The following is a 26,591-nucleotide window of genomic DNA, read 5'->3' on the forward strand; positions in this document are numbered from 1 at the left end:
CAATAAGCATCCAAACAAAAAGCCTCCGATGAAACCGGAGGCTGTTGTAACCCCATCGCAGATGGGGGTCCCGTTTGGACGCCGATCACCCCAAATGCGGGGTCCTTATTCCATGCCTAATCACACCGCCGACCTCCTGCTGGGACCCGAGAGCGGGGCGGGGGTTCAGGTCATCCATGCTGAGGGACCTCGCAGGTATAGCGCGAACGACGTTGCGGCGGTCGTGAGTCAACTCTCGAGCCGAGTGGTTCGCGCTCGGGGGGTGCCCCGGTCGCAGTGGCAGGCGACCTTCGAACGCACTATGCCGTCAAGCCTTGCCAGCCTGCTAATCAAAGCCAACGACGCCAAGAATAAGGGGGGTCTGGTCGAGATCGCGCCGAACGCTGGCGTGGTTCGCTATGGCCATACCTCATTGATCGATGCACTCCGGCCATTTTTCCTGCCCGAATGATGTCAAGACGAGACCGCGAGCCGAGTCAAAAAGAGCACTTTACGCGCGTGCCGGCGAGGGGCGCAAGTTGCTCCCTCCACTCGGTGCATCCGTTGCGGCGAAATTGTAGCTCTTCAGGCAAGAGCCTCCCGCCACTCGCACAACAATTCGCGATGACGATTTCGGCGTCGAGATTTTCATCGTCGACCTGACGCATGAATTCCAGGCATACGCCGCAGAGTCGCAGGACATGAAGTTGTTCGCTCTGCGCACAGTCTCGATCGTACGCCAAACACCGACGAAACCTGGCTTCATGACGAAGCTGCAACTGGCGCGCTTCGTCGTGCCGCCCTCCTCCTCAGTTTTCGCGGCCGGCTTTACGTCGGGATCCACATACAGGCGCATGGATACACGATGGAAGTTGCGAAAAAGCATCGTACAACGGCTTGCGAGCGCCACGATACCGCGGTGCACACGATTAACTGAAGATCGTTTCGAATTTCGGGGACAAAGCCCCGACGAGAAATCGCCGGGCTTGTTCGCTTGAATCGAAGCTTGTTGTCGGGGCAGGGATTCGAACCCCGCGTCACAGCTCGAAGGCTGGAAGCAACCTCGGATACCCGAGGGATAAGGAGAGCGCCACGCTCCGATTACGCTTACGCCCGACTGAACCGTTAACTCGTGGCCCCTTGCGATTGTTCCTGATGTGATGGCCTTGGGGTCACAAAGCGCAAGATTTTCGAATGCCTCCCTATATCTATGAACGCCGTCTTGCGGGCGATGTGGTCTAGCATCTCGCTAGGCTGGAGCGGATACTGGAGGAGCCAACCCCACCCCCCACGCTTCTCTTCGCGCATCACCACTTCGTGCCAAGCGGAATTGCCCGCTGGGTGCGGTGATCGCAGAGGGTAGTTGCCCTCATCGCACTACAAGAGCATTGCTTTGGCCAATGCTCGAGCTTTCGAAGCCAGGGCCGAGTTGCGCAAATGCGTGAGCCCTATTGACACGCGTGTTCGGCGATCTCGATACCAAGCCAACTCTGGTCGAGCCCACAAATCCCGTTAGCCTCGACGTGAACGCAATCCGTGGCGAGAGCGCTTTCGAAGATGTCTCTTTCTCCTAATCGAGTGGCAAACGCTCGACCACATCACCTTCTGCATCCAAGCGGGCGAACACACTGCCATCGTCGGCAGCACGGGATTGGGGAAGAGTACGCTGGGCTACCTCTTGGCGCGGCTCGATGATCCTGATAGGGGCCGGGTGACGCTGGACGGCATCGATCTTAAGAGTTTCGGCTTCGACACCGGACCATTCTGCGCAATCCGCGCATTCTTTTGCTCGACGAAGCGACCAGCGCGCTCGACCCGCAAACCGAAAATGCTCCGCACAAGATCCTGCGTAAGCCTTATGCCCTTCGACGAACAATAGCCGGTGGAGCCCGAAATTGGGTCTGCAACCAGCCTGCTAGGCGGGGAATTGTGTATCCAATATCAACCGTGTGCCCTTTCGTCAGTAATCTGTGCGGGAGCGCGTCGATCGCGCGCCATCGTCGCTTGTTGATTGCATGATTTCTCGCCATATCCCTGCAATGCAAACCAACCATGTTGAATCGCGCCGCGCCATCTGCACCTCAACGAGCAGGCTATAGAATGAACACTGCCTCCCGCTTCCCCGCCGAACGTCTCCAGCAAGTCCTCGACAGTGCAGTTGATACCGGGATCATCATGCTCGACGTCGATGGCACGATCACCGGCTGGAGCAAGGGTGCGGAAACCCTACTCGGTTGGTCGCAGGATGAAATGCTCAGTAAGACCCTGGTGGCGATCTTCCCGCCGGAAGGAGGAGCCGCCGCGCTGCTCGAGGCGGAACTGACCGACGCCAGGTCCAAGGGAAAGGGAAGCGGCGAAGGATGGCGGCTGCAGAAGGGCGGGGGCCGCATCTGGGCCGTCGGTGAGACGACGCCGATAATGGATGATGAGAGAAAGCTTGTTGGTTTCGTGAAGGTCCTGCGTGATCGCACCGAGCAGCGCGAGACGGAGATGGCGCTGCGAGAGCGCACCCGCGCGCTCGAGATTCTCAATCGAGCCGGAGCTGACCTCGCGCGCGAGAATGACCTGGAGAAGGTTGTCCAACTGGTAACGGACGCAGGCGTGGAGCTTACCGGAGCTCAGTTCGGCGCATTCTTCTACAACGTCATCAATCCATCGGGCGAGAGCTATATGCTCTACACGCTGTCCGGCGTTCCTCGCGAGGCATTCTCGAAGTTTCCCATGCCACGCAATACGGCTGTCTTTGCACCGACCTTTCTCGGAGAGGGAATTGTGCGTTCCGCCGATATCACCCAAGACAGCCGGTATGGCAAGAATGAGCCGCGACGGGGAATGCCGGAAGGTCATCTTCCCGTACGTAGCTATCTGGCCGTGCCGGTCATTTCACGAACCGGCGAGGTGATCGGTGGACTTTTCTTCGGTCACGCTGACATCGGCGTGTTCGACGCGGCGTCAGAAAGCGGTCTCGCCGGCCTCGCCGGCGAAGCTGCGGTCGCCATCGACAACGCCCGGCTGTTCGATGCCGTGCAACGTGAGCTGCAGGAAAGACGCCGCGCTGAAGAAGCACTCAAGGAACTGAACGCCAACCTCGAGCATCTCGTCAAGCAGAAGACGGAGGAACTGACCCAGAACGCAGAGGCGCTGCGGCAGGCCCAGAAATTGGAGGCGATTGGGCAGTTAACGGGGGGAGTCGCCCACGACTTCAACAATCTGCTGCAGATCATTGTCGGCAATCTCGACACGCTCACGCGGAACCTGCCGCCGGAAGCGGGTCGGTTGCGAAGGGCAGCCTCGCAGGCGATGAACGGCGCGAGGCGGGCAGCGGCTCTGACGCAACGACTGTTGGCTTTTGCCCGCCGCCAGCCACTCGACCCCAAGCCGATTGACACGAACAGCCTGATCCGCGGCATGTCGGAGCTCCTGCACCGGACGCTTGGAGAGATATACAACATTGAAGTTGTGCTCGCCGCCGGTCTCTGGAAAGCGGAAGCCGATCCCAACGAACTGGAAAGCGCGCTGCTCAATCTCGCGATCAACGCCCGGGACGCGATGCCTGATGGCGGAAAACTGACGATCGAGACATTCAATGCCCATCTGGACGAGGCCTATGCGTCATCGCATGCCGAAGTGATCCCCGGCCAGTATACCGCCATTAGTGTTTCCGACACTGGGACGGGGATGGACACGGAAACGCTATCGCATGTGTTCGAGCCGTTCTTCACGACTAAGGATCAGGGGAAGGGCACCGGGCTTGGCCTCAGCCAGGTGTATGGGTTCGTCAAGCAATCCAAGGGCCATGTGAAGATCTACTCGGAAGTTGGGGAGGGAACGACAGTCAAGATCTACCTGCCACGGCTCTTTTCAGACGGGGCCGGTGAAGAGGTGGCAGAGGCACCTGCCATCCCCGAGGCTGCGGCCGGCGAAGTTATTCTTGTCGTCGAGGACGATCCGGACGTTCGCGCCTATTCGGTCGAATCGCTGCGCGAGCTCGGCTACCATGTACTCGAAGCCAAGGACGGTCCGGCGGCTCTGCAAGCGCTGTCGAGCTACGGCAATGTCGATCTGATCTTTTCGGATGTGGTGTTGCCGAGCGGCATGAGCGGCGCCGACGTTGTTGCCAAGGCGCGTGAGACAAATCCGACGCAGAAAGCGTTGTTCACGACAGGGTATTCGCGCAACGCCATCGTTCATCACGGCCGGCTCGACAAGGGCGTGCACTTGCTGCCCAAGCCATTCTCTTTTGAAGATCTGGCCGTACGCGTCCGGGATGTGCTCGACCGTAACTGACCGCTCGATCTGACGACCGTTTCGACCAACTCGTCTTGTGATTGCCGGAGTTGGTTTGTTAGCTGCTCCAGCACCCGCGCTGTCACGTTATCGGAGGACTGTATGTCCTCTTGTCGCGGGTAGTGCCGCGTTTTCACCAGGCTATGCAGCCGAAAGCGCATCTGGCTCGTGACGCCGGGTATTCGCATGACGATCTCTCCGCCAGACGCAGGCCCCCTCTTCATAGTTATCGTCCGGGTGATTTTGACGTATTCATTGCTCTCCCTAGCTCAAAGCAACCGGTTTTGCGTTGCTCGCCGGAGAACACGCATCAGGCGCCGTAATTCCAGTTTGGGTTACCAAAGAATTTGTCGCTCGCGCTAATTTCTGAGCTTCTTTAGAAGGATAAACGCCGACAGTAGAAAGCAGGCAGCGTTCGTGAGGATGATTGGCCACTCGGCCCGCATGACGCCGAAGGCGGTCCAGAGAACAAAGCCTGTTACGGTAAGACAATACATCCTCGCCGAAATCGCTTCGGTGCGTCCGGTGCGAACGACCTTCCAGACCTGCGGAACGAAGCTGCAGACGGAACACACGGAGGCAAGATATCCGACGATCAGCGCTGTATCCAAAATGACGGTCTCCTAACTGCGTGATCCATAGCGATAGGGAACTATCCCTCTTGCCCGTTGTTCCAGTGATCCCGCGAGGCCTCAGGGCGATCGCCGATGACGGACGATGGAATGGATCTAACAATAAAAGATTGCGTCATCGTTGGAGGTGGACCGGCAGGATTGACAGCCGCGATTTATCTCGCGCGCTATCACCTGTCCGTCACGAACCAGCCGGGCGGCCAGCATCCCCATTTCTCATAACCACGCGGGCTTTCCCGGCGGCATCAGCGGCGCCGAGTTGCTCGGCCGGATGCGTGCTCAAGCCATCATGTACGGCGCCGAGATCCTCGATAAACGCGCGACGGCCTTGCGCAGGGCAGAAAAGAACTTCGTCGTCTCCTCTTCCGATGGTGCCGTGCGGGCGCGAACTGTGCTCATGGCCACGGGCGTTCTTAACCGCATGCCTTCGATGCCAATGGACGAGCACGATGAGGCACTGAAACGAGGGCTTATCCGCTACTGCCCCGTTTGCGACGGTTTCGAAGTGACCGACAAGCGCGTGGCGATTATCGGACATGGCTCGAAAGCATATATGGAAGCACTGTTTCTCAGAAGTTATAGCCGAAACATTTACCCTGCTGTCGCCCTCCGCCGAGCATCACCTCGAGAGAGGCGAGGAAGCGCGCCTGCGGGAACTTGGTATCCTGGTGAAGTGTGGCCCGTTTGAAATCGATGTCGAACAAGACGCGATCGTAATCCGCACAGGCTGGGGTACGCTGCAGTTCGACTCCATCTACCCCGCGCTGGGATCGGACGTCAGATCGGAATTCGCCTCAGGGGTGGGAGCTAGGGTGTCGGAGGAAGGTTGCATTTGCGTCGACAGTCACCAACGCACGAGCGTGCCGGGCCTTTATGCCGCAGGAGACGTGGTGATTGGCCTGGATCAGATCAGCCATGTGATGGGGCAGGCCGGGGTCGCGGCAACGACGATCCGGAATGATCTGTGCGATTTGTCAGCTTTGATCCGCAGAGTTCACCGCAAACCCCGCCCCTGTCGCTGAGACTCCGTCGTCTCCCCCGATCCCTGCCCTGACTGTCATGCCGGTGGACGACGATAGCCTTGTACATGAATACGGTTTTGATACTGGAGGATCTCGGGCACACGGTTATCGAGGCAAGCTCGGCTGATGAAGCGCTTCAGCTCCTTGAATACGGGCCGCTACCCGACGTCCTGATCACCGATCACGCAATGCCTCATTGACCGGCGCCGAACTTGCCCGCCGGGTTGTCGAACGGCACCCAAAGCTGCGCGTGATCCTTGCTACCGGCTACGCCGAATTGCCGGGCGGAGAGGGGGCGGGGCTGGCGCGGCTTTCGAAACCGTTTAGTCAGGAGGAGCTCAACAGCGCGCTGGCATTGGTCAGCGCGTCAGACCGATAGCTTCTCGTGTCCGGCAGGGCCCTCCGGGAAATGACGCCGGCAGGTTAGCCATCGTGTATCCTCAAACGCAAAAAAGGCGCCTCACGGCGCCTTTTCCGATTTCGCTGCGAAGGGTGTCGGCTGGCAGAGTTCGAGCTCCATGACCTTGTCCATCATCCGGTCTTCTTGCTCTTGAGTTCGTTGGCGACACTCTTGCGCAGCGCGTCCATGATGTTGATGACGTTCGAAGCGGGAGCGGCGGCTTGTTTGGTCTTGGAGCTCTTCTTCTGCGGCTTCAGAGCTTTTTTCTTCTCCTCAATGAGAGCGAGCAGACTCTCCTGAATGGGGTCGCTCACCATCTCCGGCGACCATCGCTTCGTTTTCTGCTTGATCAGCTTCTGCACCAGCGGCACGAGATCAGGATCGGCCTCGTCTTCGATGTCCTGGAAATAGGCCTCCTCTGGACGCACCTCGTCGCCGAAACGCAGGGACCAGAGGACGATGCCTTCGTCTCGCGGCTCGAGGACGACCGCCTTTTCGCGCCGGCCAACGACGAGCTTCGATATGCCAACGACCTTGTCGGCCTTCATCGCATCCCGGATGACCGCGAAAGCCTCGTTGCCGACGGCGTCGTCCGGCATTAGATAGTGCGGCTTCTCCAGGTAGACCCATTCGATCGATTCCGCCGGAGCGAACTTCTCGATGTCGATCGTTTTGACGGTGTCGAGCGCGACCCGATCCAGGTCGTCGTCGGTCAGGATGACATAGTCGTTCTCGCCGCGGGCGTAGCCCTTCGCCTCGTTCTCGTCCTTGACGGGCTTGCCCGTGACGGAGTCGATATATTGGGAGACGACCCGGTTGCCCGTCTCCTTGTTGAGCGTGTGAAACCGCACCTTCGCCGACTCCGATGTCGCCGGGGTCATGTTGACCGGGCATGTCACAAGCGAAAGCTTCAGGTAGCCTTTCCAGTAGGGACGCGCCATGACCGATCTCCTAGCTCGCCTTACGCTGCGGAGCAGCCTTGGAGGAGGCGGCCTTCGCAGCCGCTCCACGCGCGGCACGCGGCCGACCGACGCCAGAGTTGGCATTGGCGGGGGTGGGTTTCGGTTTGTCCCCGGTGGCCTTCAGCATGCCAGCGCTTTCGCGCAGGGCGGCAAGCAGATCGTTCGGCTTCGAAACCTCGACCTTTTTCGGCTTAGGCAAGGATCTGCCTTCCATCTTCGCCTTCACCAGCTCGGCCAAGGCTGCTTCATATCGATCGTCGAACGTGGCCGGATCGAAGTCGCCCTTCTTGGTGCCGATGATATGCTTGGCAAGATCTAGCATCTCGCCTTCAATCTTCAGCTTGGGCATTTCCTCGAAGGCCTTTTTCGACGAGCGCACCTCGTAGTCATAGTTCAAGGTCGTGGCGATGAGACCTTTGCCATGCGGCCGGATGAGTACGGTCCTCATCCGGCGGAACAGGACGGTGCGCGCGATGGCCGCCACCTTCGACTTCCGCATTCCGTCCCGCAGCGCGACAAAGGCGTCGCCGCCCATCTTGTCGGGCGTCAGGTAGTAGGGTTTGTCGAAGTAGACGTCGTCGACATCAGAACAGGGGATGAAGGCTTCGATCTCCAATGTCTTGTTTGACTCGGGAATGGTGGCTGCGACCTCGTCAGGGTCGATGACGATATACTGACCGTTCTCAATCTCGAAGCCTTTGGTCTGCTGTTCCTTCGGCACAGGCTCTTCGGTCTCACCGTCGACGAAGACGCGGTTGACTCGATTGCCGGTTGCCTTGTTTATCGTGTTGAAGGTGATCCGGTCGGAGGTGCTCGCTGCTGTGTAGAGAGCCGCCCCGCATGAGACTTCACCGAATTTGATAAAGCCCTTCCACTGGGCTCTGTGTCCACTCGCCATACCCGTTACTCCGAATCTCTACTGGCGAATCAAGATCTGGCGAGGTGATTCGTTCCGATTCGAAACGAATCATTTTTCAATGGCTTAGCGCCGTTTGTTGCCGATTTGATTCCGGGTACGCCGGCGGCACCTATGGAGGATGGGATCGCCGACGCCTAAGCCGCGGAACAACGTGAATCATCAAACGTTTACGAGCAGGTCCCGTAGCCAACAGGAGATACCGATATGACGACCACAAGACGCGGCCGTGCGCAGGACAGAGCGAAGGTCGCAGGCGGACAGGATCATGAGGTCCGATACGAAGCGAAGAAGGAAGGCGTCTCGAAAGGTGAAGTGCAATACGCCGTCAAAAAGGTCGGCAACAGCCGAAAGAAGATCGAAGCTGATCTAAAAGGTTGATGGATCAGAGGCTCGATAAAAGCGCCGTGAGCTCAGCGATTGACCGACACACGGCGAACGTCGACGGGCGGAAGTTGAGATCAGCTGCACGAAGAACGGGTTTGCGCGCAAGCGTCGATGGCTCGAGCGGCGGCCTGCTTTCGATCGCCGCTCTCGTCTTCAGCATACTTCTATCGGCGGCTGTTCTCGTCCATGTCGCCACGCGCGACGCCCGGTTAAAAAGCCTCTGGCGGTGACGAGGGCTCACTTGGACCCGATCTTGAAGATCGTCTTTTCAATCATCATCTGGGGCTCCCACCCGAAACCAACGACAGTCCGCGCCGCGAAATGACTTCGCGTGGTCGCGGCCGTCCGGGTGAACGAGGGCGCTCCCCATTGGGTGCGCCCTCGGCTGTCATAAGTCCGAAAGCGAAAGCCCTTGTCCGATAAAACCTTGATAATCTTCCTGCATGGGATCGGTGCCTCCGGCGCGCAGCTCACACCGCTGGCATCTTCCTGGCGTGCCCGCCTTCCTGGGACGCGCTTCGTCGCTCCAGACGCGCCGATGCATCACAGGTACGGACGTCGGTGGTTCAGCACGGAGGGCAATCCCCTCGATCCGGAGCGTATTAAAGCTCCAGAGAAGCATTCGACGAACTTATCAATGGCGTCGTTCGGCGCGAAGGGTGCGCGGACGCCCATGATCGGGTCGCCTTCGTCGGCGTCTCGCAGGGAGCCATCGTCGCGCTCGACGCCGTTGCTTCCGGGAGGTGAAAGGTCGGCGCACTGGTCGCGTTCTCCGGCCTGCTTGCCCCGAAGCCGATTTCGCCCGCGAGCAACAGCACGCCGGTGCTTCTGGTGCATGGAGAGAACGACACCACCATCCCTCCCATGGCTTCCCGGCTCGCGGCCGCGCAGCTCAGAATAGCGGCCTTCAAGGTCGAGCTGGACGTCGAACGAGGCACGGGACACACCGTTTCAAGCGCCGGCTCTCAGAAAGCGCTGTCTTTTCTGAAGAAGACCCTGCCCGCTGTCGAAACTCGACTGCGGGCGGGTCGTTCTTCTTCCACACCGATGACCACCAGGAACAGGACGAGGCAGACCGCCCACCGCAGGAGACGGTTTCCTTTACATTTGACCGGATGACCGTGGCGCGTTCCAGGGAGACCTTCCCAAATGCCAGGTGGAGCGAACGCCTCCAGGCCTGGACGGTGCCGGCAAGACGGCTCGCAAGCGCATCGATGGCTTGCGTTGGAGGCCGACCGCCGGGCACGTTATGATGAGGAGCGCGGCCGCGACACTTTTGAGTTCGAGCCGATCCTCAGCCCGTACCTGCAAGTGCTCGACAGCGGTTTTCGCATAAGGACACCGTACTCCAGGACGGTCGGGGATGAGCTTAGGCAGGTACCATTTGCGCCATGGAACGGTGACGACAAAGTCTGGGAAATCCCGTTTGCGTCATATGACTCCAGCACCAATGGGAGACGATCGAGGAAGCCGCGAAGCGGTCAGAGCCGAAAGAACGCCGGAAGCGTGCCGAGGCCCGCAGGCAGAGAGGAGGAAGCCAAGGCCAAACGTCGCACGACCGAACGAAAGAAGCGCGGATTGCCGGTGTCAAGCGACGATCTCCCGGCACTTGGCCGGCCGGTGGCCACAGCAGCGTATGGGATTGTGTCGTCATCACCGATGTGTCGGGCGAGATCGTGGATCCGGAGCAGATCGCGGAACATCACCCGGCCGCGACTGAAGAGCATGTGTGGGCCAGGTGGAGACGCTCTACCCTTGATGAACTCGTCCATACCTGGCCCGCGAGGTCAGAGCCGGGAGAATACGAGCGGCTCCGATGCTGGTGGAACCCGACGCTAGACGAGCTCAGAGCTCAGGGAAGCAAGACGGGCCGCCAAATCCGCATCTTCACAACCCGAAGGCGCCGACGTTCCTCGCCAGCCGCATCACGTTTCGCGGTGGGCGTTCACTCGAACATGTCGTCGGCAGGGCGCGATATTTGAGGATGATGGCGAAAACGCTCCCGTTCACCTGCCGGTTTCCTTATGTTTTCTGCCTGAGCGAAGAGGTCTGGGCTTGGGAGCGAGTGGATCAATTTCTGCGAATAGAGCTGAAACGTTCACCGAAAGAACCCTCGCAAACGCCTCGAGCGTAGCGACGGTGACATTTTCCATGCCCCTTTCGACCCGTCCGACATACGAGCGATCGATTTCGGCCTCGAGAGCCAGTCTTTCCTGAGAGAGACCTTTGGCCACACGAAGTCGTCTCAGATTCCAGCCGATGGTTTGTCGAACGTCCATCCTACAACAAACGCATATTCACGGCTTGACAATCGACGGACTGATAGTCCCTAATTAAAGCTGCTAAGAGGGACGCTTCAATGGAACTACGCCAGCTCTCCTACTTCGTCGCGGTGGCCGAGGAACTGCATTTCGGCCGGGCGGCCGCCAAGGTGCGCATCGCCCAGCCGGCGCTCAGCAATCATGTGCAGGCGCTGGAGCGCGAACTTGGCTGCGCGCTGTTCATCCGCTCGACCAGGCGGGTGGAACTCACAAGGGCAGGGGAGATCTTCCACGAGCGCTGCGTCGGGATCCTGAGCGAGGTCGATCTGTCCGCCGAGATCACCAGGGCGGTGGCCGGCAAGACGATAAGGCAGATCAGGATCGGCACCGTCTATCCGGCGACCACCGGCGTGCTGCCGGCGTTTCTTTCAAAGATCGCCCGCAAGTACCCGGATATCCGCATCCATATATCAAGCGGCAATACCGGCGACATCATCCGCGGGCTGGAAAGCGGCCAGATCAATCTCGGCTTCATCCGGCCGGTGGAAAACATCGGCTCGTTGCGCTTTTCCTCGATCGCCCATGAACGGTATCTGTTGGCGGTGGCCAGGACCAACCCACTGGCGGAGCAGGGAGAGATCGCCATCGACGATCTGCGCTCGGAAAGGATCATCGCCTTCAATCGCAAGAACCTCTCCTACACCGAGCGGTACTTCAATGAGAAGTTCCAGGAATATGATCTGACCGGCAACATCGCCTATAGCTGCGACGACACCTATTCGCTGGTGTCGCTGGTCTCGGCCGGCCTTGGCATCGGCTTTGCGCCGGAATGGACCGAGGGTCTGCCGAACCGGGCCTTCGAGCTGAAGGCGGTGAGGGGCATCGACTTCAGGATCGGGCTTGGCGTTGCCTGGAACAAGGAGGATCCAACCGCCTCGCGCGACGACATCGTCGATATCGCGAGGTCACTGGCACGGCCGGGCAGGTGAGGCGAGGGACATAAGAGTGGCGCGCCTCAAAGCGGGAAAAGAGCGGAGAGAGTTCCGGTTACCTCGTCGTCGAATTCCTCATTATAGTGGCCTTCTCGGGATAAAGGCGAAGGGCCGGAATTGACTCGATGGCAAAGATGTCGGATGCCCAGGAAGCAAGACTAGCCCGCTTCTCGTCCTTGCCGATATCGGCAGCAAGCACGTCACGCGGGTGATCGAAATGTTTGGCTGGGTGAAGCAGATGGACGGCGTTGATCGCTGCTACAACGTCGTGCTGGGTTTTAGGGTTGTTGATTTCTCTTCTCATCTTCCGGCTCCGTGGATAGATGGATGGCACCTGGATACATTTTCCGCGGTTCGGTAAGATCCGTACTGCGATCGCCCTGAATCGACGGTATCTCTATTCTCATCGCCTCTGCTAGGAGCGTGTCGCGATCGCGAACACCCTTGTTGAACAATCTGGCGACCGTTGTCGTCAGCGCTCCGACAGAGAGCGGGTCGGCCGCTATCCCTCTAGCCTGGGCAATCTCGTTGACGACGCTCGCGCACAGGCGCGCCTCTTCTCTCGACGGTAGGCTCATGTCTTACTCCGAAAGTGGCCCGCCCTGGTGGACAGGGCGGGGGCCTCCTCGATAGCTTAGAAGTCCATGCCGGCACCAGTGGGGATCGCCGGAGCGGCGTCCCTCTTCGGCTTTTCGGCGATCATCGCTTCCGTTGTCACCAGGAGGCCGGCAACCGAGGCGGCATCCTGCAGAGCGGTGCGCACCACCTTGGCCGGGTCGATGACGCCCTGGGCGTAAAGATCACCGTATTGGCCGGTCTGAGCGTTCCAGCCGTAAGAGAAGTCAGCCTTCTCCCGCAGCTTTCCGACGATCACAGACCCTTCCGCGCCGGCGTTTTCGGCGATCTGACGGACAGGGGACTCGATCGCGCGGCGGACGATCTCGATACCAACCTTCTGGTCCTGATTGGCGGCGTCGAGATTGTCGAGTGCCTTGACGGACCGCAGTAGCGCCACCCCACCGCCCGGCAGGATGCCTTCCTCGACAGCCGCGCGCGTCGCATGCAGGGCGTCGTCGACGCGGTCCTTCTTTTCCTTGACTTCGACTTCCGTCGAGCCGCCAACGCGGATGACGGCAACACCGCCGGCAAGCTTGGCAAGACGTTCCTGCAGTTTCTCGCGGTCGTAGTCGGAGGTGGTTTCCTCGATCTGGGCGCGGATCTGTGCAACACGACCGTCGATCTCGGGCTTGGAACCGACGCCATCGATGATAGTGGTATTCTCCTTCTCGATCGCTACCTTCTTGGCACGGCCGAGCATGTTCAGCGTGACGTTCTCCAGCTTGATGCCGAGGTCTTCGGAAATGACTGTACCGCCCGTCAGAATGGCGATGTCTTCGAGCATGGCCTTGCGGCGGTCGCCGAAGCCAGGAGCCTTGACGGCAGCGATCTTGAGGCCGCCGCGCAGCTTGTTGACGACGAGCGTTGCAAGAGCTTCTCCTTCGACGTCTTCCGCAATGATCAGCAGCGGCTTACCCGACTGGACGACGGCTTCGAGCACCGGGAGCATGGACTGCAGGTTTGAGAGCTTCTTTTCGTGGATAAGGATATAAGGATCCTCGAACTCGACCCGCATCCTGTCTTGGTTGGTGACGAAATAGGGCGAGAGATAGCCGCGGTCGAACTGCATGCCTTCGACGACTTCGAGTTCGGTTTCGGCGGTCTTGGCCTCCTCGACGGTGATCACACCTTCGTTGCCGACCTTCTCCATCGCTTCTGCGAGATAACGGCCGATCTCCTCATCGCCATTGGCCGAGATGGTGCCGACCTGGGCGATCTCGGAATTGTTGGAGATCTTGCGGGCGTTGGTCTTCAGCTCCTTGACGACAGCGTCGACGGCAAGATCGATACCACGCTTCAGGTCCATCGGGTTCATGCCGGAGGCCACCGCCTTGGCGCCTTCGCGAACGATCGCCTGAGCGAGAACAGTTGCGGTGGTGGTGCCGTCGCCGGCGAGATCGTTGGTTTTCGATGCCACTTCACGTAGCATCTGGGCGCCCATGTTTTCGAACTTGTCTTCCAGTTCGATTTCCTTCGCGACCGAAACGCCGTCCTTGGTGATGCGCGGCGCGCCGAAGGACTTGTCGATCACCACGTTGCGGCCTTTCGGGCCGAGCGTCACCTTCACGGCATCGGCGAGTACGTCGACCCCACGTAGCATGCGTTCACGGGCATCGGTGTTAAATTTAACTTCTTTCGCAGCCATTTTTTCACTCCTTCATTAGGCAGCTAGTTGACTGATAAATAGGGCGCCTCAGGCGGCCTTCTTCTGCTCGGCCTGGGCTTCGATGATGCCCATGACATCGCTTTCCTTCATGATCAGCAGGTCTTCGCCGTTGATCTTGATCTCGGTGCCGGACCACTTGCCGAACAAGATGCGGTCGCCGGGCTTGACATCGAGCGCCTGGATCTGACCGGCGTCGTTGCGTGCGCCAGGGCCGACGGCGATGATTTCGCCTTCCTGCGGCTTTTCCTTGGCGGTGTCAGGGATGATTATTCCGCCCTTGGTCTTTTCTTCGGATTCGATCCGGCGGACGAGAATCCGATCATGAAGCGGTCGGAACGACATGTTTTCCTCCGTTGAGCAAAAAAGATGACGTTGATCCCCTGGCCGGACCATATGACCAGTCCGGGCGGGAGCGAACCTCGATCGAGCGTTCGCAGGCAAAATTTATTTTTACGATTTTTGGATTTCAAGAGGTTGAAAGGAAAAATTAGCACTCACCCTCGATCGCTGCTAACGTGCTGGGAAGGAACAAGAAACCCTCTCGCGACGTTCAAAAATCCGTTGATGGCCGAGAAATTTTGCGGCACCTTCGCAGTATCATGAAACGGAGTGAAGCATGCGATTTTCATCAGATATCGAACGTCAGCTCAACGGTTATGGTCTCACTACCGCGCACATTCTCTACCGTATTCCCGATTTCGAATCCGTCCTGCAAACCTATGTCTGGCAGGACTACGATCTGGCGCCCGATTTTCCCGAGATGCACAAGTTTCTGGACTTTTGGCAGGAGAGGCTCGATGGCCCGTTGCATTCCGTCCGCTACAGCCATCAGTGCCTAATCGGGCCGAACGAATGGCGTCGTGTCGAAGGCGAGTTCAAGCTGAACTGAATCTTGAATCCGCATTTTCCACTTCCTAGCTCACGTGACGATCGGGGCTTGGCCCGGTCGCTTTCCCACGTCTGCATGGAGTGAGACCACATGGAAGAGACCATCAATATCATCAGAAGCGCCAGCATCCCGGAGAGGGAAGAGATCATCGTCGATTTTGCCCGGTGGCTTCAGACCGCTTCGCAGGAGGCTCTGGTATATGGCGAAGGGCGTTTCGCTTTGATGTCTGCCAATATGGCGGAAGCGATCCGCATTAATGCCGATGAACTCGCACGCGACAATCCCGAAACGACTGAGCGGATATTGCAGCAGGCCTGCGCAATGATCTCTCAGTTCAAGGCGGCATACCCGCATCGCGTTCTCAGTCGGTCATTCCATTGACCTTACGTCCCAACTCGTCACCACTGCGCACGATATTGGACGGCGCACCGAGAGGTTCTTTCTTGACTATACATGGGAAGCGCACCCAGACCTCGCGGCGTGCATGAATATCGGAGGGACAAAGACAAAGGCGCTCCTGTGCTCGGCTCGAGGGCGGTACATTTTTGTCTCAGCAGATCTTTAATCCGAAATCGGCAAAAAATCGAATTCCACCGGCCGCTGAAATCAAGGCTGGCTTCGCCGGAACGCCGCTTTTGCCATTCCCGTACCCATGTTGCTTCTAGGAGGATATGGCTATGGCAACATCTTCGACTACGCACCTCTCTAGCGCTCGAGCGTTGGCTTCGACCGGGTCAACCGCTAAGGTGGAGCGCTTGAAATCCGTCAGCGGAAAAACCATCTGACGCGCGACTTCTGCAAAATGGGGATTATCGATGACGACAATAGAAGAGCGGCAGCCTGAGCAACATGCGTTCGAAGCGGATGTCAGTCGGCTGCTCCACATGATGGTGCACTCGGTTTACTCCGACAAAGATGTCTTCCTCCGGGAATTAATCTCGAATGCAGCGGATGCCTGCGAAAAGCTACGTTACGACTCAATTTCCCAGCCGGGACTCTCGACCGACGGTATACAGCCGGGAATTCTGGTGACCCTCAACGAAGAGGCGCAGACGCTTGTTGTCGAGGACAACGGCATTGGCATGACCCGGAACGAGATGATCGACGCGCTGGGCACGATCGCGCGCTCGGGGACGAAGGCATTCATGGAGCGGCTTGATGCTGCTAAGGCCGGCGAGAAGGCTGAACTGATCGGCCAATTCGGCGTCGGATTCTATTCCTCGTTCATGGTGGCAGACAAGGTCGATGTGATCTCGCGACGTGCGGGTCAGGAGGAAGCCTGGAAGTGGTCGTCGGACGGCAAGGGAAGCTACGACATCGTCGCGATCGATTCCGTCGAGGCGCCGACGAGGGGTACCCGCGTCGTTCTGCATCTCATGAAAGATGCGAAAAGATACACCGACAAATGGACCGTCGAAAAGATCATTCGCGATCAGTCCGGGCACGTACCTGTTCCCATTCGTCTCGTCGACAAGGAAGCGGCCGAGCCGGCGCAGATCTCCGATGGAGCCGCGCTCTGGACCAAACAGAAGAGCGAAATTTCCAAACAGGATTACGACGACTTCTATCGTGGTATTTCGGGTCAATATGATGAGCCGCTGACCAACGTGCATTTTCGCGCCGAAGGCCGGCACGAATATACCACGGTGGCCTTCATACCTGGTTCCCAGCCCTTCGACCTGTTTGATCCGGATCGCAAGGGTCGGATGAAGCTCTACGTGAAGCGCGTCTTCATTACCGATGACGCTGAGTTGCTGCCGCGTTACCTGCGGTTCGTGCGCGGTATCGTCGATACGTCCGATCTGCCGCTTAACATTTCCCGTGAGATGATCCAGGAGAGCCCGGTCCTCACCGCGATCCGCAAGGGCATAACCAGTCGGATCCTAACCGCACTGGAGAAAATGGCCGACAGTGAACCCGAGACGTTCGGGAAATTCTGGGACCTCTTCGGGGCAATCGTCAAGGAAGGGATCTACGAAGACTTCGAGCGCCGCCCACAATTGCTCAAGCTGGCGCGTTTCCACACAACTGCTGTCGAAGGCGCGACACGGAGCCTTGCGGATTACGTGGCCGCCATGAAGGAGGGGCAGTCGTCGATCTATTACATCAGTGGCTCGAACCTGGAGCAGTTGAATGCTTCACCACAGCTCGAGGGCTTCCGGGCCAAGGGTATCGAAGTGATGCTTTTGACCGATTCCGTAGACAGCTTCTGGCCTACCAATGTCCCTGATTTCGAGGGCAAGTCATTCAAATCGGTCACCCAGGGCCTTGCCGATTTGAATGAACTCGCCGGCGAGGCGGGCAGCGACGAGGAAAAACAGGAAGCCTCTTCCGAGGTTGTCGCTTTCATCGATTTCGCACGCGGTGCTCTCGGTCAGGAGGTCGCCGATGTGCGTGTCTCCGGTCGATTGACGGAAAGTGCGGTCTGCCTGGTTGCTTCCGAGCACGGCCCTGATCGACAACTTGAGAAAATCCTCCAGGGGGCAGGGCGGCTGCAGACGGCTTCGAAGCCCATATTAGAAATCAACGCGCAGAGTCAGCTCGTTATGAACATCGCATCGATCGACGATCACACCTTTCGCGAGGATGCCGCGTGGCTCCTCCTCGATGAGGCCCGCATTCTTGATGGCGACAAGCCGGTAAACCCACGGGCATTTGCGGAGCGGCAGGCAAGACTGTTTGTCTTGGCGATGGGACAAGGCAAATAAATGTTCACTATGATCTTGTCCCATTTGGGCCGAGATCCCTTATCCGTCAAAAGACCGCCTGCCCCGTTTCCTGGCCGCTTTGACTAAGCGGTCGAAAATTGAGGGAAGCGCTTTTCAACAAATTAAGGGCAGGCGCACGTTTGGCCGGCCAGGTACATTCGAATTCCTGATGACTTATCCAACGCGAGCGGCGCAACCGCCATTCATCCGCTAATATGCGGCTCAGGGCAGGCGCGCCTGCACCAGCCTGGAGGTCTTTACCGAATGGATTCCGGCCACTTGCTGTTTGGCACCGGCGCGGTGCCGATCGCCGAAATGGAAACGACGAGCGCCGTCATGCCCGAGAAAAGCACAAGTGCATGGGTCATAGCTTTCGATCCTTTTTGGCTGCAGCGGCAAGCGTGCAGGTTTGCCGAGTGACGTGGCTGAGAAGATGAAGGCTCTGGAACGGGAGAACCGGGAACTTCGTCAGGCGAATGAGATTCTACGCAAAGCCTCGGCGTATTTTACCCAGGCGGAGCTCGACCGCCCACTGAAGCGATGATTTCGTTCATCGACGAACACCGCTCGGTGCTCGGGGTCGAGCCGATCTGCAGGCTGCTGCCGATTGCCCCGTCCACCTATTATGAAGTCGTCGCCAAGCGCACGGACGTGGGTCGCCTATCGGCCGCGAACGGAATGATATTGCCATGAAAGTCGAGATACGCCGGGTGTTCAACGAGAACTTTCAGGTCTATGGCGTGCGGAAAGTGTGGCGACAGTTGCAGCCAGAAGGCTTCGACGTCGCACGCTGCACCGTCGCAAGGCTCGTGAGAATGATGGGTCTTCAAGGCATCATTCGTGGCAAGCCGATCAAAACCACTGTATCGGACAAGTCTGCCCCGTGTCCGCTCGACCGCGTCAATCGCCACTTCAAGGCTCCCGCGCCGAACATGCTGTGGTTATCCGATTTCACCTATGTCGCGACCTGGCAGGGCTTCGTTTACGTTGCCTTCGTGATCGACGCCTTCGCCCGTCGCATTGTTGGCTGGCGGGCAAGCCGGACTGCCCATGCAGGCTTTGTGCTCGATGCCCTCGACCAAGCGCTTCATGATCGGCGGCCCGTCAAACGCGGCGGGCTGGTTCATCATTCCGATCGCGGCTCCCAATACGTATCCATTCGCTATTCCGAGCGACTGGCCGAGGCAGGCATCGAGCCATCGGTCGGCAGCGTTGGCGATTCCTTTGACAACGCCCTCGCCGAAACGATCAACGGCCTCTACAAGGCTGAGGTCATCCATCGGCGAGGACCATGGCGCAACTTCGAAGCCGTGGAGTTCGCCACGCTCGAATGGGTCGACTGGTTCAACCACCGCCGCCTTCTGGAGCCCATCGGAAACATGCCGCCCGCCGAGGCTGAAGACCGATACTACGCCATGCTGGACGCACCAGCCATGGCCGCATAACTTAAACCAAACGGTCTCCGGCTAAGCCGGTGCGGCTCAGAGTGATGCGATTTCCGTCAGGGTCCGTGAACTGGGCAATTCTTCCGTAGCCCCCTCTAAGTCATCCGTGAGTTCCACGCCAATGTCTTCGAGGGATTTCTGGGCTTCATCCATTCAGTCTGCCGGAACCCGCATTCTCCTTGTCGTGGAAGATTTGAATGTTCGCACCAGCGACGTTGCGCCACTGGATCAGCCCATCCATTGGACGATCATCGGGCTCCCGAGCGAAAATTTGGGTGTAGAACGTCTCGGCTCTATCCATGCTTGCCGCCGCGAGTGCGGCGTAAATTCCTTGGATTTCCATTCATATTTCCTCCCTTCCAAATTGCCTCCACCTTTAAATGAAAAACGGTCGGTCCCGTTCCAAATCGCGCGCGATGGCGACGGCCGGAACGTAGCCTTGTTGAAGCGTCGAGTACCATCAGGCGTTTGTTACCTGCGAGCCATCGCTCTCGCGACGCTACGGGGTGCTGCGGTTGGGTTGGGGGCAACTTCGTTGAGTCTGAACCGAGCTACCAGCTCGCGAAGCTTCTGGGCCTCCTTGGCCAATGAACAGGATGCTGCGGTCGACTGTTCCACCATGGCTGCATTCTGCTGCGTCGTCTGGTCCATCTGGTTGACGGCGATATTGACCTCGCTCAAGCCGACTGACTGCTCTCTGGCTGACGTCGCGATCGAATCCATATGCTGGTTGATTTGGGTGATGAAGCCGCCGATCGTCTTCAGCGATGCACCGGTTTCGCGCACGAGTTTGACGCCGCTTTCCACTTCTTTCGAGGAATTATGGATGAGACCTTTGATCTCCTTGGCCGCCGTGGCTGAGCGTTGTGCGAGCTCGCGAACCTCCTGAGCGACGACTGCAAATCCCTTGCCGGCGTCGCCCGCTCGGGCTGCTTCGACGCCTGCGTTCAATGCGAGCAGATTGGTCTGAAACGCAATTTCATCGATCACACCGATGATATTGGAGATCTGCTGCGACGAGGCTTCGATGCGCTCCATCGCCTCTTCGGCATGAGAAACGACGTCTGCCGATTTCACGGCACTGCGATTGGCCTCCGTGGCCACTATTCGGGCTTCTTCGGTCCTGGTGCTGGAGTTCGACACATTTGCTGTGATCTCTTCCAAGGCTGCGGCCGTCTCTTCGAGCGACGCTGCCTGCTGCTCTGTGCGCTTCGAGAGATCGCTGGCGCCGGAGGAGATTTCCCGCGTGCCATTGTCCATTGTGGTGATGCTTTCGGAAATCGCCCCGAGTGCTGCGCCAAGTTGAGTGACCGATTGGTTGAAGTCGTGCCGCAATACCTCAAAGTCGGGCGCGAAGGCGTCATTGAGCTGAAAGGCCAGATCGCCTGCGGCCAGCCGTTTCAAACCGGCGGCTAGGCCCGACGTGGCAACGCGTAAGCGCTCGGTCGCATCGGCTTCTGCCTTCCGCTGGGCAGCGACGCGATCGGCCTCTGCCTGTCGCCGGTTTTCCTCGGCTTCGATTTCCATTCGTTTGTTTGCCATCGCGGCTTGGCGGAAAACCTCTACGGCCCCCGCCATCGAACCGATCTCGTCGGCTCGGCCGGCAAATGGAATCTCAGAACCAGTGTCTCCTTCGGCCAGCCGCCGCATCGAACCGGTGATTAGGGTGATGGGTCTTGCAATGCCCGTCAGCGCGAATGCCACAGCGCCGAAGACAAGCAATCCGGCGAGAACGGCAGCCGTTAAAAGGTAGAACATTACCGAATTATAGGTCGCCTTGCTGAGCTCCGCCGCCTTCTTGCTGCCCTCCACGTTCAATTCAACGAGGGCTGTTGTGAGCTCTTTCAGCTCGTCCGAGAAAGAGCGCATCTTTCCACCGAGGTGTTTCCCAGCCTCCTGCGTTTTGTTCGCCCGGGAAAGAGCAAGCAGTTCGGAGCTGCTGCCGATGTAGCCCTCGACGGTTGCCTTGATCCCGTGGACCAGCTCACGTTCGCGTTCCGATGATGCCAGCGAGGAATAGACATCTATCGCATTGCGAAGCGTGTCCTCCGCCTTCGCAATAGCCTCTTCGCGCATTTTCTTTTCAGCGTCGGACTGCGCGATAATGTGATCGCGGTAGGCGACACGCAAATTCGCCATGCTGAGGTTGATAAACCGCGAAGCCTGAACGCTCGGCAGCCAGCGGGTGGCAATTTCCTCGGTCGAGCCGTTTGTTTTGCTGAGGCCATCGATGGCGAGATATGCCACAAGACCGAAGAAAAGTGCTATTCCGCTGAAGATCAACAGCAGGCTCGATTTTATGCTCCGACGGCGCATTGAAGGACCCCTTGAACCCGACACTCTGATGGATCGGCTATCTAGGTCTAGCAAAGACAACTTAATGCTTTGCTGATATATAATAGCTGTTTTCCGAGCCCGGGGCACAGCATCCCACCCACTGCCGAGACCTATTGGACCCGCTGACCGAGGACTTGGCAGATCCGCAGTGTCTTGGCACGCGTAAGGCGGGATCTGGACCTGTGCCTGCCTGATTCATGTCGCGGGATGATTCCGGCACAGTGCTTGGACGGCTTGCCGAGGCGACTCGGACCGTTGGCCGACTGCACGTCGCGGTTGGAGAAGGCGACGGCGAGGATGTGTCAACAAACGGCAGTGCTGCAGCGCCGCGGCACGAGTACGAGGCATTCTGGCGGCACTGATGTCGTTTGATCGAGCTTACAGAAATCAGGTGCTGGCCCTGCACCAGAAGTTCCGGCTTCCAAGATCGCTGCAAACGATGTCGAGGCGCTTAATGTTGTCGCTGCGGCAGGTGGGAGGCATAAATGGAGCGATCACTCGATGGTCGCCGTGACAAATAATGGCCACCAGGATCAATCAGAATCACCAAGGCGCCATTGCTGCGGTATAAACTCGGAAAGAGGGTCAATCGCTCGGGTCCGTCTGTACACGCTCGCGAAAAACACATGGAGCATTCGCCAGAAAGCGGTGTGGCTTTCGGTGCCACTGCGCCTGGGATTTTTCGCCGCCCCGGTCCCAATATCCATTCCGTAGTCGGCACGTCCGACGATCCAGTGATTGTCCTCCTACCGTTCTATATCGGTCGAGTAGATGACGCCGGCTTCCTTCAAAGCCAACAAGAACAACACCCGGGCGCTTTCGTCTGAAACACGTCCGTCATCGACGGCTTCACAGGCTTCAAGAGCCGCGATGTAAGCCTTTCCGTCAGAGACGGGCCAACGAGCCGATAGGAGATCGAACGCCTGTTTTGCCGATCTCACGGTGATCGACTTTCGCGGACGTAGAATAACGACACTCTGCCACAAGACACACGCTCCTTCGCCAGCGGCCAACGCCACGCAGAGCGTCCGCTTCGCCCCCAACTTGCGTCTACGACGAAGGTTCCTCACGCTTGCTTCCAGCCATCCTGAGGTCCAGTGCCTGTCGCAACCGGCCCGCAGACAGGTCTGTGTCTGCACTTAAAAGATCAACGGCGGCAGCGTATGCGGCTTGCGCGCAATCCCCGCCTGCGTCGATGGAGTTCGCGCCACACCAATCGGCTATTACCTTCGCGAGCATCTCTATGTGCCTTTCGGAGAGTTCCGGAAGATTTAAGAGGTTTAGAGACATTGTTGTCGACCCCGCCTAAGGCAAGAGGACGTCTGATCTTCCAATCGGCTTCGCCCTATAAAGATTGCCGACTGAAATATTTACGCTTGATATGACGCGATGGTATGACGGTCGCAAGAAGCCGAGTTCTACGGAGTGGCAGACATTGTCAAGGCAAAGGTGTGCCCTTGTTCGCAGGTCGGCTATAACCGCGAGCAATTGCCAGAGCCATTCGGCATCGTGGTCACCGGATATCGCCATCTTGATATTGAGGACGCAATCTGCGACCTGCCGGTAAAGGTGGTGTACAACGCCGATTTTCGTCCGGCATAGCCCGGTCGCTCGCCCATGGTGTTGTGGCGGCTGAGGCCGATCAGCCTTACGGCATCATGATCATGCTCGCCGACATGCCGGCGATGCCTTCGGCAATAGCGACGATCCACATCGCGCTGAAATACGGTCACCGAATTCGCGCTCATCGCCCGCCCCTCGAAACGTCCTCGACTGCCCCCGAGCAACGCACGATTATTTTACGAGAAAGGTTGAGTGTGGTCGAGTCACCTATTGTGGTTGCGACTTGCGGCCGCAATGTTGCTGACGTATCAGCTCATGACGGCGATCCAGGAAATCAGCGCGCGCGTCGGACGGACCTCAGGTCACGGCATAGCGGGCAATCTGTGCCGTCACTATCCGAACTGGCTTCTGCAATCCATCGTAGGTAGTACCCTCGACTCTTCGGAACATTGCCTCCGTGAGGCATGCCGCGCCGGATGGGAGCCAAATGCCGCGCATTGCCACGGACCACTGGACGTGATCGCCGATCCATACTGCCCCTGCCGGGTGCACTCAGCAGTGTGCACCTTGTTCATAGGGCGATTGATCGGCGGTCGATGGCTCTGCACTTCCACCGCCGGTAATACGTCAAAAGGAGGACTCGATCGTCCTTTGAGCAATCTGGCAAAAGCCTATCGTCAGAAATAAGCTGTACGGGTTCGGGTTTGGAGCAGTCTCATGGAGCTGGTCGAATACTGCCTGCACAAGCTTGGAAGCTTTTTTTACGGCACGTACTATCTGAATGGACGGGCAATGGCCCTCAGTTTCGCCATTTCCATTGGCCTAGTTCTGACGGTTTTCGCGGTGGAACTCACCTATGTGGGGTTCGGCAATTCCGGGTTCCGTCGGGTTTTCTTCGAACGCAGCAAATCCACAATCACCGACATTGTCTATTTCGTCCTTCAGACGACGGGAATGATTACGCTATTCGCGGCGCTCGCATCATTTGGTCTGTCTTACGCCATCACCCGCGCGGCTCAGGATGCCCCCCACCTGGACCTTGGCCGGAGGCTGCCAGGCTGGGCACATGTTCTCTTGTTCCTAGTGCTGTCAGACTTCTTAAGCTACTGGCAGCATCGGCTGATGCACCGGCTGCCCGTACTATGGCGGCTGCACGAATTTCACCACGCAGCCGAAGAGTTCAACGCGCTGACTTCGTCGCGGGAGCATCCGCTGGAGAAGGCCATAAACATGGCCACCATGGTCGTTCCGGCGCTGCTTATCGGCATGCCAACGGCTGAATTCGCCTTCGTAACCATCACCTTTGGCGCCATTGGTCTGGTTAAGCACAGTGCCATTCCCTGGCATGGCTGGTTTGGCAAATACGTGATCCAGTCACCACGCGACCACTTCATCCATCACTCCCGAGTGCGGGAACACCACGACAAGAATTTCGCCAATTATTTCCCGATCTGGGATCATTTGTTCGGCACCTATTACGAGGGCGATGCAGACGGTGCAAAGCTCGGTCTGGACCGCGACTACTTCAACCAAACCGACCCCTTCCGCGAAAGTATCGCCACAGAAATCCGTTTCTTCCAACGCGCGGTGCAAGCTGCCAAGTCGATAAGTCCCATAAGTGGAAAACCTGCATCGCCGCGGGGGCTGTCGGGCTCGGAAGAGCGCCGGTAGCGCGAAGCTGGCATCGGTCTGTTGTGAAAAGCGGCAGCTTTCGGGAATCCACGAACTAGCTCCGAATGACAAAATGGTCGGTTCCAGCCGCGCGGAACTCCGACCGCTGCGCGATCCATCAATCCCCGGTGGGCATGACGCGTGAAATCCCTATGTAGCTAATCTGCTCCGTTGCTACTCAGACCCCTTATCGTCTTAGCCGGAGTCAATAACACGTATTAGGCAATTGCTTTTTAAGACGTTACTGATGCGATGGTGGCATGACAAAGCCGCCGAAACACACCGAAACCAAAACCGCTCCAGCAGGATACAGACAAGCCGGTACGTTCCCGGCCTCGCAAAGCGCGAGATCCTGCGCAGTCGAGTCTGCCCCTCGAGCGCCCCCCGCGATGGGACGGGACGAGGACAGCACATGCATCTTCAGAAACCAATCCAGGACACGATCATGAGAAATCGCGGTTGGTTCCGCTGGACGGCGAAACAGTCAAAAAGAAGAACTGTTCCAGAGCTCGGACCTCGTGCCGAGGACTACATCGGACCTTAGTCTTAGCCGTGAATGCCGCTGGACTACTGCATGGGGAAACGGCTCAGCATCCGGTCCTGGATGTTCTCCTGGCCGACGATCATCACCGCAAGCGAGATGACTTTCTCGCGGTCGGCGGCGTTTGTTATGTAGCCTTCAAGCAGGACCACGGGGCCGAGCATCCTGATCTCGATGGCGCTGCTGTCGCTATCGCGATCAGCGGAAACCGCCGCCTCGATCGTCGCGATGGTCGAGGACGAACTATGGCCTTGGGAGCAGCGCTCCTCATGGCTGGCGTTGTCCAAGCCGAATTTCATGTCGTCCACCCGTTCCGACCCTCCACGGAGCTTCATGTTCCCTCAAGCCTGATATGAGAAGCAGGTCTTGGGGGCGCAAGTCGGACCTAGGCCCGTCTTCCCCTCGGCGCTATCTGGCTTAAATTCTTGCTCATACTTCTAGAAAGGACACCAGGGAGGTTTAGCGATGTTGCTGTATCCAGTCAGAACCTCCCTGGTGAAGCGTCGCTGATCCATGTCCGGCGTCGCTTCTTACGAATGAGGAGCGGCTATTCTTGCGAACGGTCGGTATAATGGATTGGCATAGAAGCGAAGATTTCGCGCCTCTTATGCTTGTAATGAGCGGTCGGGAAAAGCATAGGCTGATCCGATCACTCCGTGAGGTTGCCGAGGCTCTTGTCGCCGCATGGCTGACCGACGATGGCAAGGAATACATCGCAGCGGTAAGAACATGTCTCAATGCCATTCAGGGTAACATCCCGGCACAGGACCGCACTCCTTCGCGCTGCGCAGGGAAGCCGGAATTCCCGTGATTGCAGTCGTTCACTAACGGAACGCCTTGCCGGCTGCCGGCGCCAGTGTTGGCCGCAGGAGCTCTTCAATTCGGCACGGCACCTCAAGCTTTCAGTGGAAGGTGGGCCGGCTCGCGACGCGATACGCTCCTGGACGAGCGTTCTTGGCTGCCATCCACAACGCGTCCACTATTCTTTCGGGGCTCGCCGGTTTGGTGACGACAGCTCGGCCCTCCAGGTTCTCGATGAGACCGGGTTTCACGGCGAAATACACCGCCCCAAGTCCGAACCCGGAAAAGAGGGCGCGGGCAATCGACGGCCCGGTGATACCATCCCCCAGCCTGACGTCGATGATGGCGATGTCTGCTTCGAAGCCGAGCTCCAGAGCCTCCGACATATTCCCCGCGATGCCGGTGACTTCGAATCCCGCGTCGATCGCTACGTCCTTAATCACCAGAGCGATCCCCGGTTCGTCTTCGACGATTAGCAGGCGCATGTTTCGTCTCCAGGGCGGCTACAAAATCG

At 58.3% G+C, this 26,591-nt stretch carries 25 protein-coding genes, 7 pseudogenes and 1 other annotated feature; of the genes and pseudogenes, 18 read left to right on the forward strand and 14 right to left on the reverse strand.

Annotation, left to right across the window (positions count from 1 at the left end; all coding sequences use genetic code 11):
- Nucleotides 1-694 precede the first annotated feature (694 nt).
- A pseudogene (locus tag K6N12_RS34400) lies at nucleotides 695-790 on the reverse strand (cupin domain-containing protein); the annotation flags it as partial.
- Nucleotides 791-1,576: 786 nt separating this feature from the next.
- Between K6N12_RS34400 and K6N12_RS35050 the strand changes: the two are divergent.
- Together K6N12_RS35050 and K6N12_RS29805 are read left to right on the forward strand one after the other, a co-directional pair.
- The gene (locus K6N12_RS35050; RefSeq protein ID WP_275593041.1) at nucleotides 1,577-1,858 is read left to right on the forward strand and encodes an ATP-binding cassette domain-containing protein; all 282 of its coding nucleotides are present in this window, start codon (nucleotides 1,577-1,579) and stop codon (nucleotides 1,856-1,858) included.
- A gap of 221 nt (nucleotides 1,859-2,079) precedes the next feature.
- Nucleotides 2,080-4,266 (forward strand): ATP-binding protein, encoded by a 2,187-nt coding sequence (locus tag K6N12_RS29805; protein ID WP_131711476.1) that lies wholly within the window; start codon nucleotides 2,080-2,082, stop codon nucleotides 4,264-4,266.
- A gap of 359 nt (nucleotides 4,267-4,625) precedes the next feature.
- Here K6N12_RS29805 and K6N12_RS29810 read toward each other — a convergent pair whose 3' ends face one another.
- Nucleotides 4,626-4,877: a SemiSWEET family sugar transporter gene (locus K6N12_RS29810; RefSeq protein WP_131711477.1), complete on the reverse strand. Its 252-nt coding sequence runs from the start codon at nucleotides 4,875-4,877 to the stop codon at nucleotides 4,626-4,628.
- A 111-nt stretch (nucleotides 4,878-4,988) separates the two neighbouring features.
- On the opposite strand from K6N12_RS29810, the gene K6N12_RS34870 reads away from it, so the two are divergent.
- Entirely contained in the window at nucleotides 4,989-5,120 is a 132-nt protein-coding gene (locus K6N12_RS34870; protein WP_343228890.1) for an FAD-dependent oxidoreductase, read from the forward strand.
- Nucleotides 5,121-5,434: 314 nt separating this feature from the next.
- Complete coding sequence (locus tag K6N12_RS34875; protein WP_343228889.1) at nucleotides 5,435-5,920, forward strand: FAD-dependent oxidoreductase; 486 nt, start codon at nucleotides 5,435-5,437, stop codon at nucleotides 5,918-5,920.
- A gap of 531 nt (nucleotides 5,921-6,451) precedes the next feature.
- Here K6N12_RS34875 and ku (K6N12_RS29820) read toward each other — a convergent pair.
- Both ku (K6N12_RS29820) and ku (K6N12_RS29825) read right to left on the reverse strand, forming a co-directional pair.
- Nucleotides 6,452-7,261, reverse strand: a complete 810-nt coding sequence (ku, locus tag K6N12_RS29820; protein WP_222149069.1) for a non-homologous end joining protein Ku — start codon at nucleotides 7,259-7,261, stop codon at nucleotides 6,452-6,454.
- Between the two features lie 10 nt (nucleotides 7,262-7,271).
- Complete coding sequence (gene ku / locus K6N12_RS29825) at nucleotides 7,272-8,180, reverse strand: non-homologous end joining protein Ku (protein WP_131711630.1); 909 nt, start codon at nucleotides 8,178-8,180, stop codon at nucleotides 7,272-7,274.
- A gap of 225 nt (nucleotides 8,181-8,405) precedes the next feature.
- Between ku (K6N12_RS29825) and K6N12_RS29830 the strand changes: the two genes are divergently transcribed.
- The 4 genes and pseudogenes from K6N12_RS29830 (at nucleotide 8,406) to K6N12_RS35055 (ending at nucleotide 10,567) form a co-directional block, all read left to right on the forward strand.
- The gene (locus K6N12_RS29830) at nucleotides 8,406-8,579 is read left to right on the forward strand and encodes a DUF3606 domain-containing protein (RefSeq protein WP_131711631.1); all 174 of its coding nucleotides are present in this window, start codon (nucleotides 8,406-8,408) and stop codon (nucleotides 8,577-8,579) included.
- A gap of 433 nt (nucleotides 8,580-9,012) precedes the next feature.
- A complete protein-coding gene (locus K6N12_RS34880; RefSeq protein ID WP_239620716.1) occupies nucleotides 9,013-9,486 on the forward strand; it encodes an alpha/beta hydrolase in 474 nt (157 codons plus the stop codon).
- Complete coding sequence (locus tag K6N12_RS34410; protein WP_239620718.1) at nucleotides 9,381-9,704, forward strand: prolyl oligopeptidase family serine peptidase; 324 nt, start codon at nucleotides 9,381-9,383, stop codon at nucleotides 9,702-9,704. Before K6N12_RS34880 ends, K6N12_RS34410 begins: the two co-directional genes overlap by 106 nt.
- Nucleotides 9,701-10,567: pseudogene (locus K6N12_RS35055) on the forward strand (hypothetical protein). The gene K6N12_RS34410 and the pseudogene K6N12_RS35055 overlap by 4 nt, the downstream one beginning before the upstream one ends.
- A 24-nt stretch (nucleotides 10,568-10,591) precedes the next feature.
- On the opposite strand, the gene K6N12_RS29840 reads toward K6N12_RS35055, so the two are convergent.
- A complete protein-coding gene (locus K6N12_RS29840) occupies nucleotides 10,592-10,864 on the reverse strand; it encodes a helix-turn-helix domain-containing protein (RefSeq protein WP_131711632.1) in 273 nt (90 codons plus the stop codon).
- Between the two features lie 80 nt (nucleotides 10,865-10,944).
- On the opposite strand from K6N12_RS29840, the gene K6N12_RS29845 reads away from it, so the two are divergent.
- Nucleotides 10,945-11,835, forward strand: coding sequence for a LysR family transcriptional regulator (locus K6N12_RS29845; RefSeq protein WP_222149070.1), 891 nt, complete (start codon nucleotides 10,945-10,947; stop codon nucleotides 11,833-11,835).
- Between the two features lie 97 nt (nucleotides 11,836-11,932).
- Here the strand turns inward: K6N12_RS29845 and K6N12_RS29850 are convergent.
- The 4 genes and pseudogenes from K6N12_RS29850 to K6N12_RS29865 form a co-directional block, all read right to left on the reverse strand.
- Nucleotides 11,933-12,142, reverse strand: a pseudogene (locus tag K6N12_RS29850) (hypothetical protein); the annotation flags it as partial.
- Nucleotides 12,117-12,416, reverse strand: coding sequence for a hypothetical protein (locus tag K6N12_RS29855; RefSeq protein WP_131711633.1), 300 nt, complete (start codon nucleotides 12,414-12,416; stop codon nucleotides 12,117-12,119). The pseudogene K6N12_RS29850 and the gene K6N12_RS29855, both read right to left, overlap by 26 nt.
- A gap of 56 nt (nucleotides 12,417-12,472) precedes the next feature.
- The gene (gene groL / locus K6N12_RS29860) at nucleotides 12,473-14,101 is read right to left on the reverse strand and encodes a chaperonin GroEL (protein WP_131711634.1); all 1,629 of its coding nucleotides are present in this window, start codon (nucleotides 14,099-14,101) and stop codon (nucleotides 12,473-12,475) included.
- A gap of 48 nt (nucleotides 14,102-14,149) precedes the next feature.
- Complete coding sequence (locus tag K6N12_RS29865) at nucleotides 14,150-14,464, reverse strand: co-chaperone GroES (RefSeq protein ID WP_131711635.1); 315 nt, start codon at nucleotides 14,462-14,464, stop codon at nucleotides 14,150-14,152.
- A gap of 274 nt (nucleotides 14,465-14,738) precedes the next feature.
- Between K6N12_RS29865 and K6N12_RS29870 the strand changes: the two genes are divergently transcribed.
- The 4 genes and pseudogenes from K6N12_RS29870 to K6N12_RS29885 form a co-directional block, all read left to right on the forward strand.
- A complete protein-coding gene (locus K6N12_RS29870) occupies nucleotides 14,739-15,011 on the forward strand; it encodes an usg protein (RefSeq protein WP_131711636.1) in 273 nt (90 codons plus the stop codon).
- A gap of 90 nt (nucleotides 15,012-15,101) precedes the next feature.
- Nucleotides 15,102-15,392, forward strand: coding sequence for a hypothetical protein (locus K6N12_RS29875; protein WP_131711637.1), 291 nt, complete (start codon nucleotides 15,102-15,104; stop codon nucleotides 15,390-15,392).
- A gap of 434 nt (nucleotides 15,393-15,826) precedes the next feature.
- Nucleotides 15,827-17,719 (forward strand): molecular chaperone HtpG, encoded by a 1,893-nt coding sequence (gene htpG / locus K6N12_RS29880; RefSeq protein ID WP_131711638.1) that lies wholly within the window; start codon nucleotides 15,827-15,829, stop codon nucleotides 17,717-17,719.
- A gap of 391 nt (nucleotides 17,720-18,110) precedes the next feature.
- Nucleotides 18,111-19,161: pseudogene (locus K6N12_RS29885) on the forward strand (hypothetical protein); the annotation flags it as partial.
- Nucleotides 18,218-18,334, forward strand: a sequence feature (AL1L pseudoknot). Its footprint overlaps the pseudogene before it by 117 nt.
- Nucleotides 19,162-19,309: 148 nt before the next feature.
- On the opposite strand, the gene K6N12_RS34415 reads toward K6N12_RS29885, so the two are convergent.
- From K6N12_RS34415 to K6N12_RS35060, 3 genes are all read right to left on the reverse strand, one after another.
- Nucleotides 19,310-19,507, reverse strand: a complete 198-nt coding sequence (locus K6N12_RS34415) for a hypothetical protein (RefSeq protein ID WP_239620681.1) — start codon at nucleotides 19,505-19,507, stop codon at nucleotides 19,310-19,312.
- A gap of 128 nt (nucleotides 19,508-19,635) precedes the next feature.
- Nucleotides 19,636-21,480 (reverse strand): methyl-accepting chemotaxis protein, encoded by a 1,845-nt coding sequence (locus K6N12_RS29895; RefSeq protein WP_131711688.1) that lies wholly within the window; start codon nucleotides 21,478-21,480, stop codon nucleotides 19,636-19,638.
- A 767-nt stretch (nucleotides 21,481-22,247) separates the two neighbouring features.
- Nucleotides 22,248-22,640, reverse strand: coding sequence for a DUF982 domain-containing protein (locus tag K6N12_RS35060; RefSeq protein WP_131711639.1), 393 nt, complete (start codon nucleotides 22,638-22,640; stop codon nucleotides 22,248-22,250).
- 286 nt (nucleotides 22,641-22,926) lie between these two features.
- Here K6N12_RS35060 and K6N12_RS29905 point away from each other — a divergent pair, with 286 nt between their 5' ends.
- The 4 genes and pseudogenes from K6N12_RS29905 to K6N12_RS35065 form a co-directional block, all read left to right on the forward strand.
- Nucleotides 22,927-23,103 (forward strand): hypothetical protein, encoded by a 177-nt coding sequence (locus tag K6N12_RS29905; RefSeq protein ID WP_165503961.1) that lies wholly within the window; start codon nucleotides 22,927-22,929, stop codon nucleotides 23,101-23,103.
- Nucleotides 23,104-23,358: 255 nt separating this feature from the next.
- A pseudogene (locus tag K6N12_RS34420) lies at nucleotides 23,359-23,487 on the forward strand (divalent metal cation transporter); the annotation flags it as partial.
- Between the two features lie 294 nt (nucleotides 23,488-23,781).
- Complete coding sequence (locus tag K6N12_RS29910) at nucleotides 23,782-24,735, forward strand: sterol desaturase family protein (protein WP_131711640.1); 954 nt, start codon at nucleotides 23,782-23,784, stop codon at nucleotides 24,733-24,735.
- 282 nt (nucleotides 24,736-25,017) lie between these two features.
- A pseudogene (locus tag K6N12_RS35065) lies at nucleotides 25,018-25,122 on the forward strand (non-homologous end-joining DNA ligase); the annotation flags it as partial.
- A gap of 180 nt (nucleotides 25,123-25,302) precedes the next feature.
- Here K6N12_RS35065 and K6N12_RS29915 read toward each other — a convergent pair.
- Nucleotides 25,303-25,575: a transport-associated protein gene (locus K6N12_RS29915; RefSeq protein ID WP_131711641.1), complete on the reverse strand. Its 273-nt coding sequence runs from the start codon at nucleotides 25,573-25,575 to the stop codon at nucleotides 25,303-25,305.
- 272 nt (nucleotides 25,576-25,847) lie between these two features.
- Here K6N12_RS29915 and K6N12_RS29920 point away from each other — a divergent pair.
- Nucleotides 25,848-26,104, forward strand: a pseudogene (locus K6N12_RS29920) (DUF982 domain-containing protein).
- A 74-nt stretch (nucleotides 26,105-26,178) separates the two neighbouring features.
- Here K6N12_RS29920 and K6N12_RS29925 read toward each other — a convergent pair.
- A complete protein-coding gene (locus tag K6N12_RS29925; protein ID WP_131711642.1) occupies nucleotides 26,179-26,562 on the reverse strand; it encodes a response regulator in 384 nt (127 codons plus the stop codon).
- Nucleotides 26,563-26,591: the final 29 nt, after the last annotated feature.

The sequence above is a fragment of the Rhizobium redzepovicii genome, from assembly GCF_019793435.1.
GTDB lineage: Bacteria > Pseudomonadota > Alphaproteobacteria > Rhizobiales > Rhizobiaceae > Rhizobium > Rhizobium redzepovicii.

What these genes read in the sequence shown, in the direction of transcription:
- K6N12_RS29915 (WP_131711641.1), bottom strand. Translation starts at nt 25,575, where the DNA reads ATGAAATTCGGCTTGGACAACGCCAGCCATGAGGAGCGCTGCTCCCAA.
- K6N12_RS29875 (WP_131711637.1), top strand. Translation starts at nt 15,102, where the DNA reads ATGGAAGAGACCATCAATATCATCAGAAGCGCCAGCATCCCGGAGAGG.
- K6N12_RS34870 (WP_343228890.1), top strand. Translation starts at nt 4,989, where the DNA reads ATGGATCTAACAATAAAAGATTGCGTCATCGTTGGAGGTGGACCGGCA.
- K6N12_RS34415 (WP_239620681.1), bottom strand. Translation starts at nt 19,507, where the DNA reads ATGGAAATCCAAGGAATTTACGCCGCACTCGCGGCGGCAAGCATGGAT.
- ku (WP_222149069.1), bottom strand. Translation starts at nt 7,261, where the DNA reads ATGGCGCGTCCCTACTGGAAAGGCTACCTGAAGCTTTCGCTTGTGACA.
- K6N12_RS29805 (WP_131711476.1), top strand. Translation starts at nt 2,080, where the DNA reads ATGAACACTGCCTCCCGCTTCCCCGCCGAACGTCTCCAGCAAGTCCTC.
- K6N12_RS29895 (WP_131711688.1), bottom strand. Translation starts at nt 21,480, where the DNA reads ATGCGCCGTCGGAGCATAAAATCGAGCCTGCTGTTGATCTTCAGCGGA.
- K6N12_RS29855 (WP_131711633.1), bottom strand. Translation starts at nt 12,416, where the DNA reads ATGAGCCTACCGTCGAGAGAAGAGGCGCGCCTGTGCGCGAGCGTCGTC.
- K6N12_RS29910 (WP_131711640.1), top strand. Translation starts at nt 23,782, where the DNA reads ATGGAGCTGGTCGAATACTGCCTGCACAAGCTTGGAAGCTTTTTTTAC.
- K6N12_RS29840 (WP_131711632.1), bottom strand. Translation starts at nt 10,864, where the DNA reads ATGGACGTTCGACAAACCATCGGCTGGAATCTGAGACGACTTCGTGTG.
- groL (WP_131711634.1), bottom strand. Translation starts at nt 14,101, where the DNA reads ATGGCTGCGAAAGAAGTTAAATTTAACACCGATGCCCGTGAACGCATG.
- K6N12_RS34875 (WP_343228889.1), top strand. Translation starts at nt 5,435, where the DNA reads ATGGCTCGAAAGCATATATGGAAGCACTGTTTCTCAGAAGTTATAGCC.
- K6N12_RS29870 (WP_131711636.1), top strand. Translation starts at nt 14,739, where the DNA reads ATGCGATTTTCATCAGATATCGAACGTCAGCTCAACGGTTATGGTCTC.
- K6N12_RS29845 (WP_222149070.1), top strand. Translation starts at nt 10,945, where the DNA reads ATGGAACTACGCCAGCTCTCCTACTTCGTCGCGGTGGCCGAGGAACTG.
- K6N12_RS29830 (WP_131711631.1), top strand. Translation starts at nt 8,406, where the DNA reads ATGACGACCACAAGACGCGGCCGTGCGCAGGACAGAGCGAAGGTCGCA.
- ku (WP_131711630.1), bottom strand. Translation starts at nt 8,180, where the DNA reads ATGGCGAGTGGACACAGAGCCCAGTGGAAGGGCTTTATCAAATTCGGT.
- K6N12_RS29865 (WP_131711635.1), bottom strand. Translation starts at nt 14,464, where the DNA reads ATGTCGTTCCGACCGCTTCATGATCGGATTCTCGTCCGCCGGATCGAA.
- K6N12_RS29925 (WP_131711642.1), bottom strand. Translation starts at nt 26,562, where the DNA reads ATGCGCCTGCTAATCGTCGAAGACGAACCGGGGATCGCTCTGGTGATT.
- htpG (WP_131711638.1), top strand. Translation starts at nt 15,827, where the DNA reads ATGACGACAATAGAAGAGCGGCAGCCTGAGCAACATGCGTTCGAAGCG.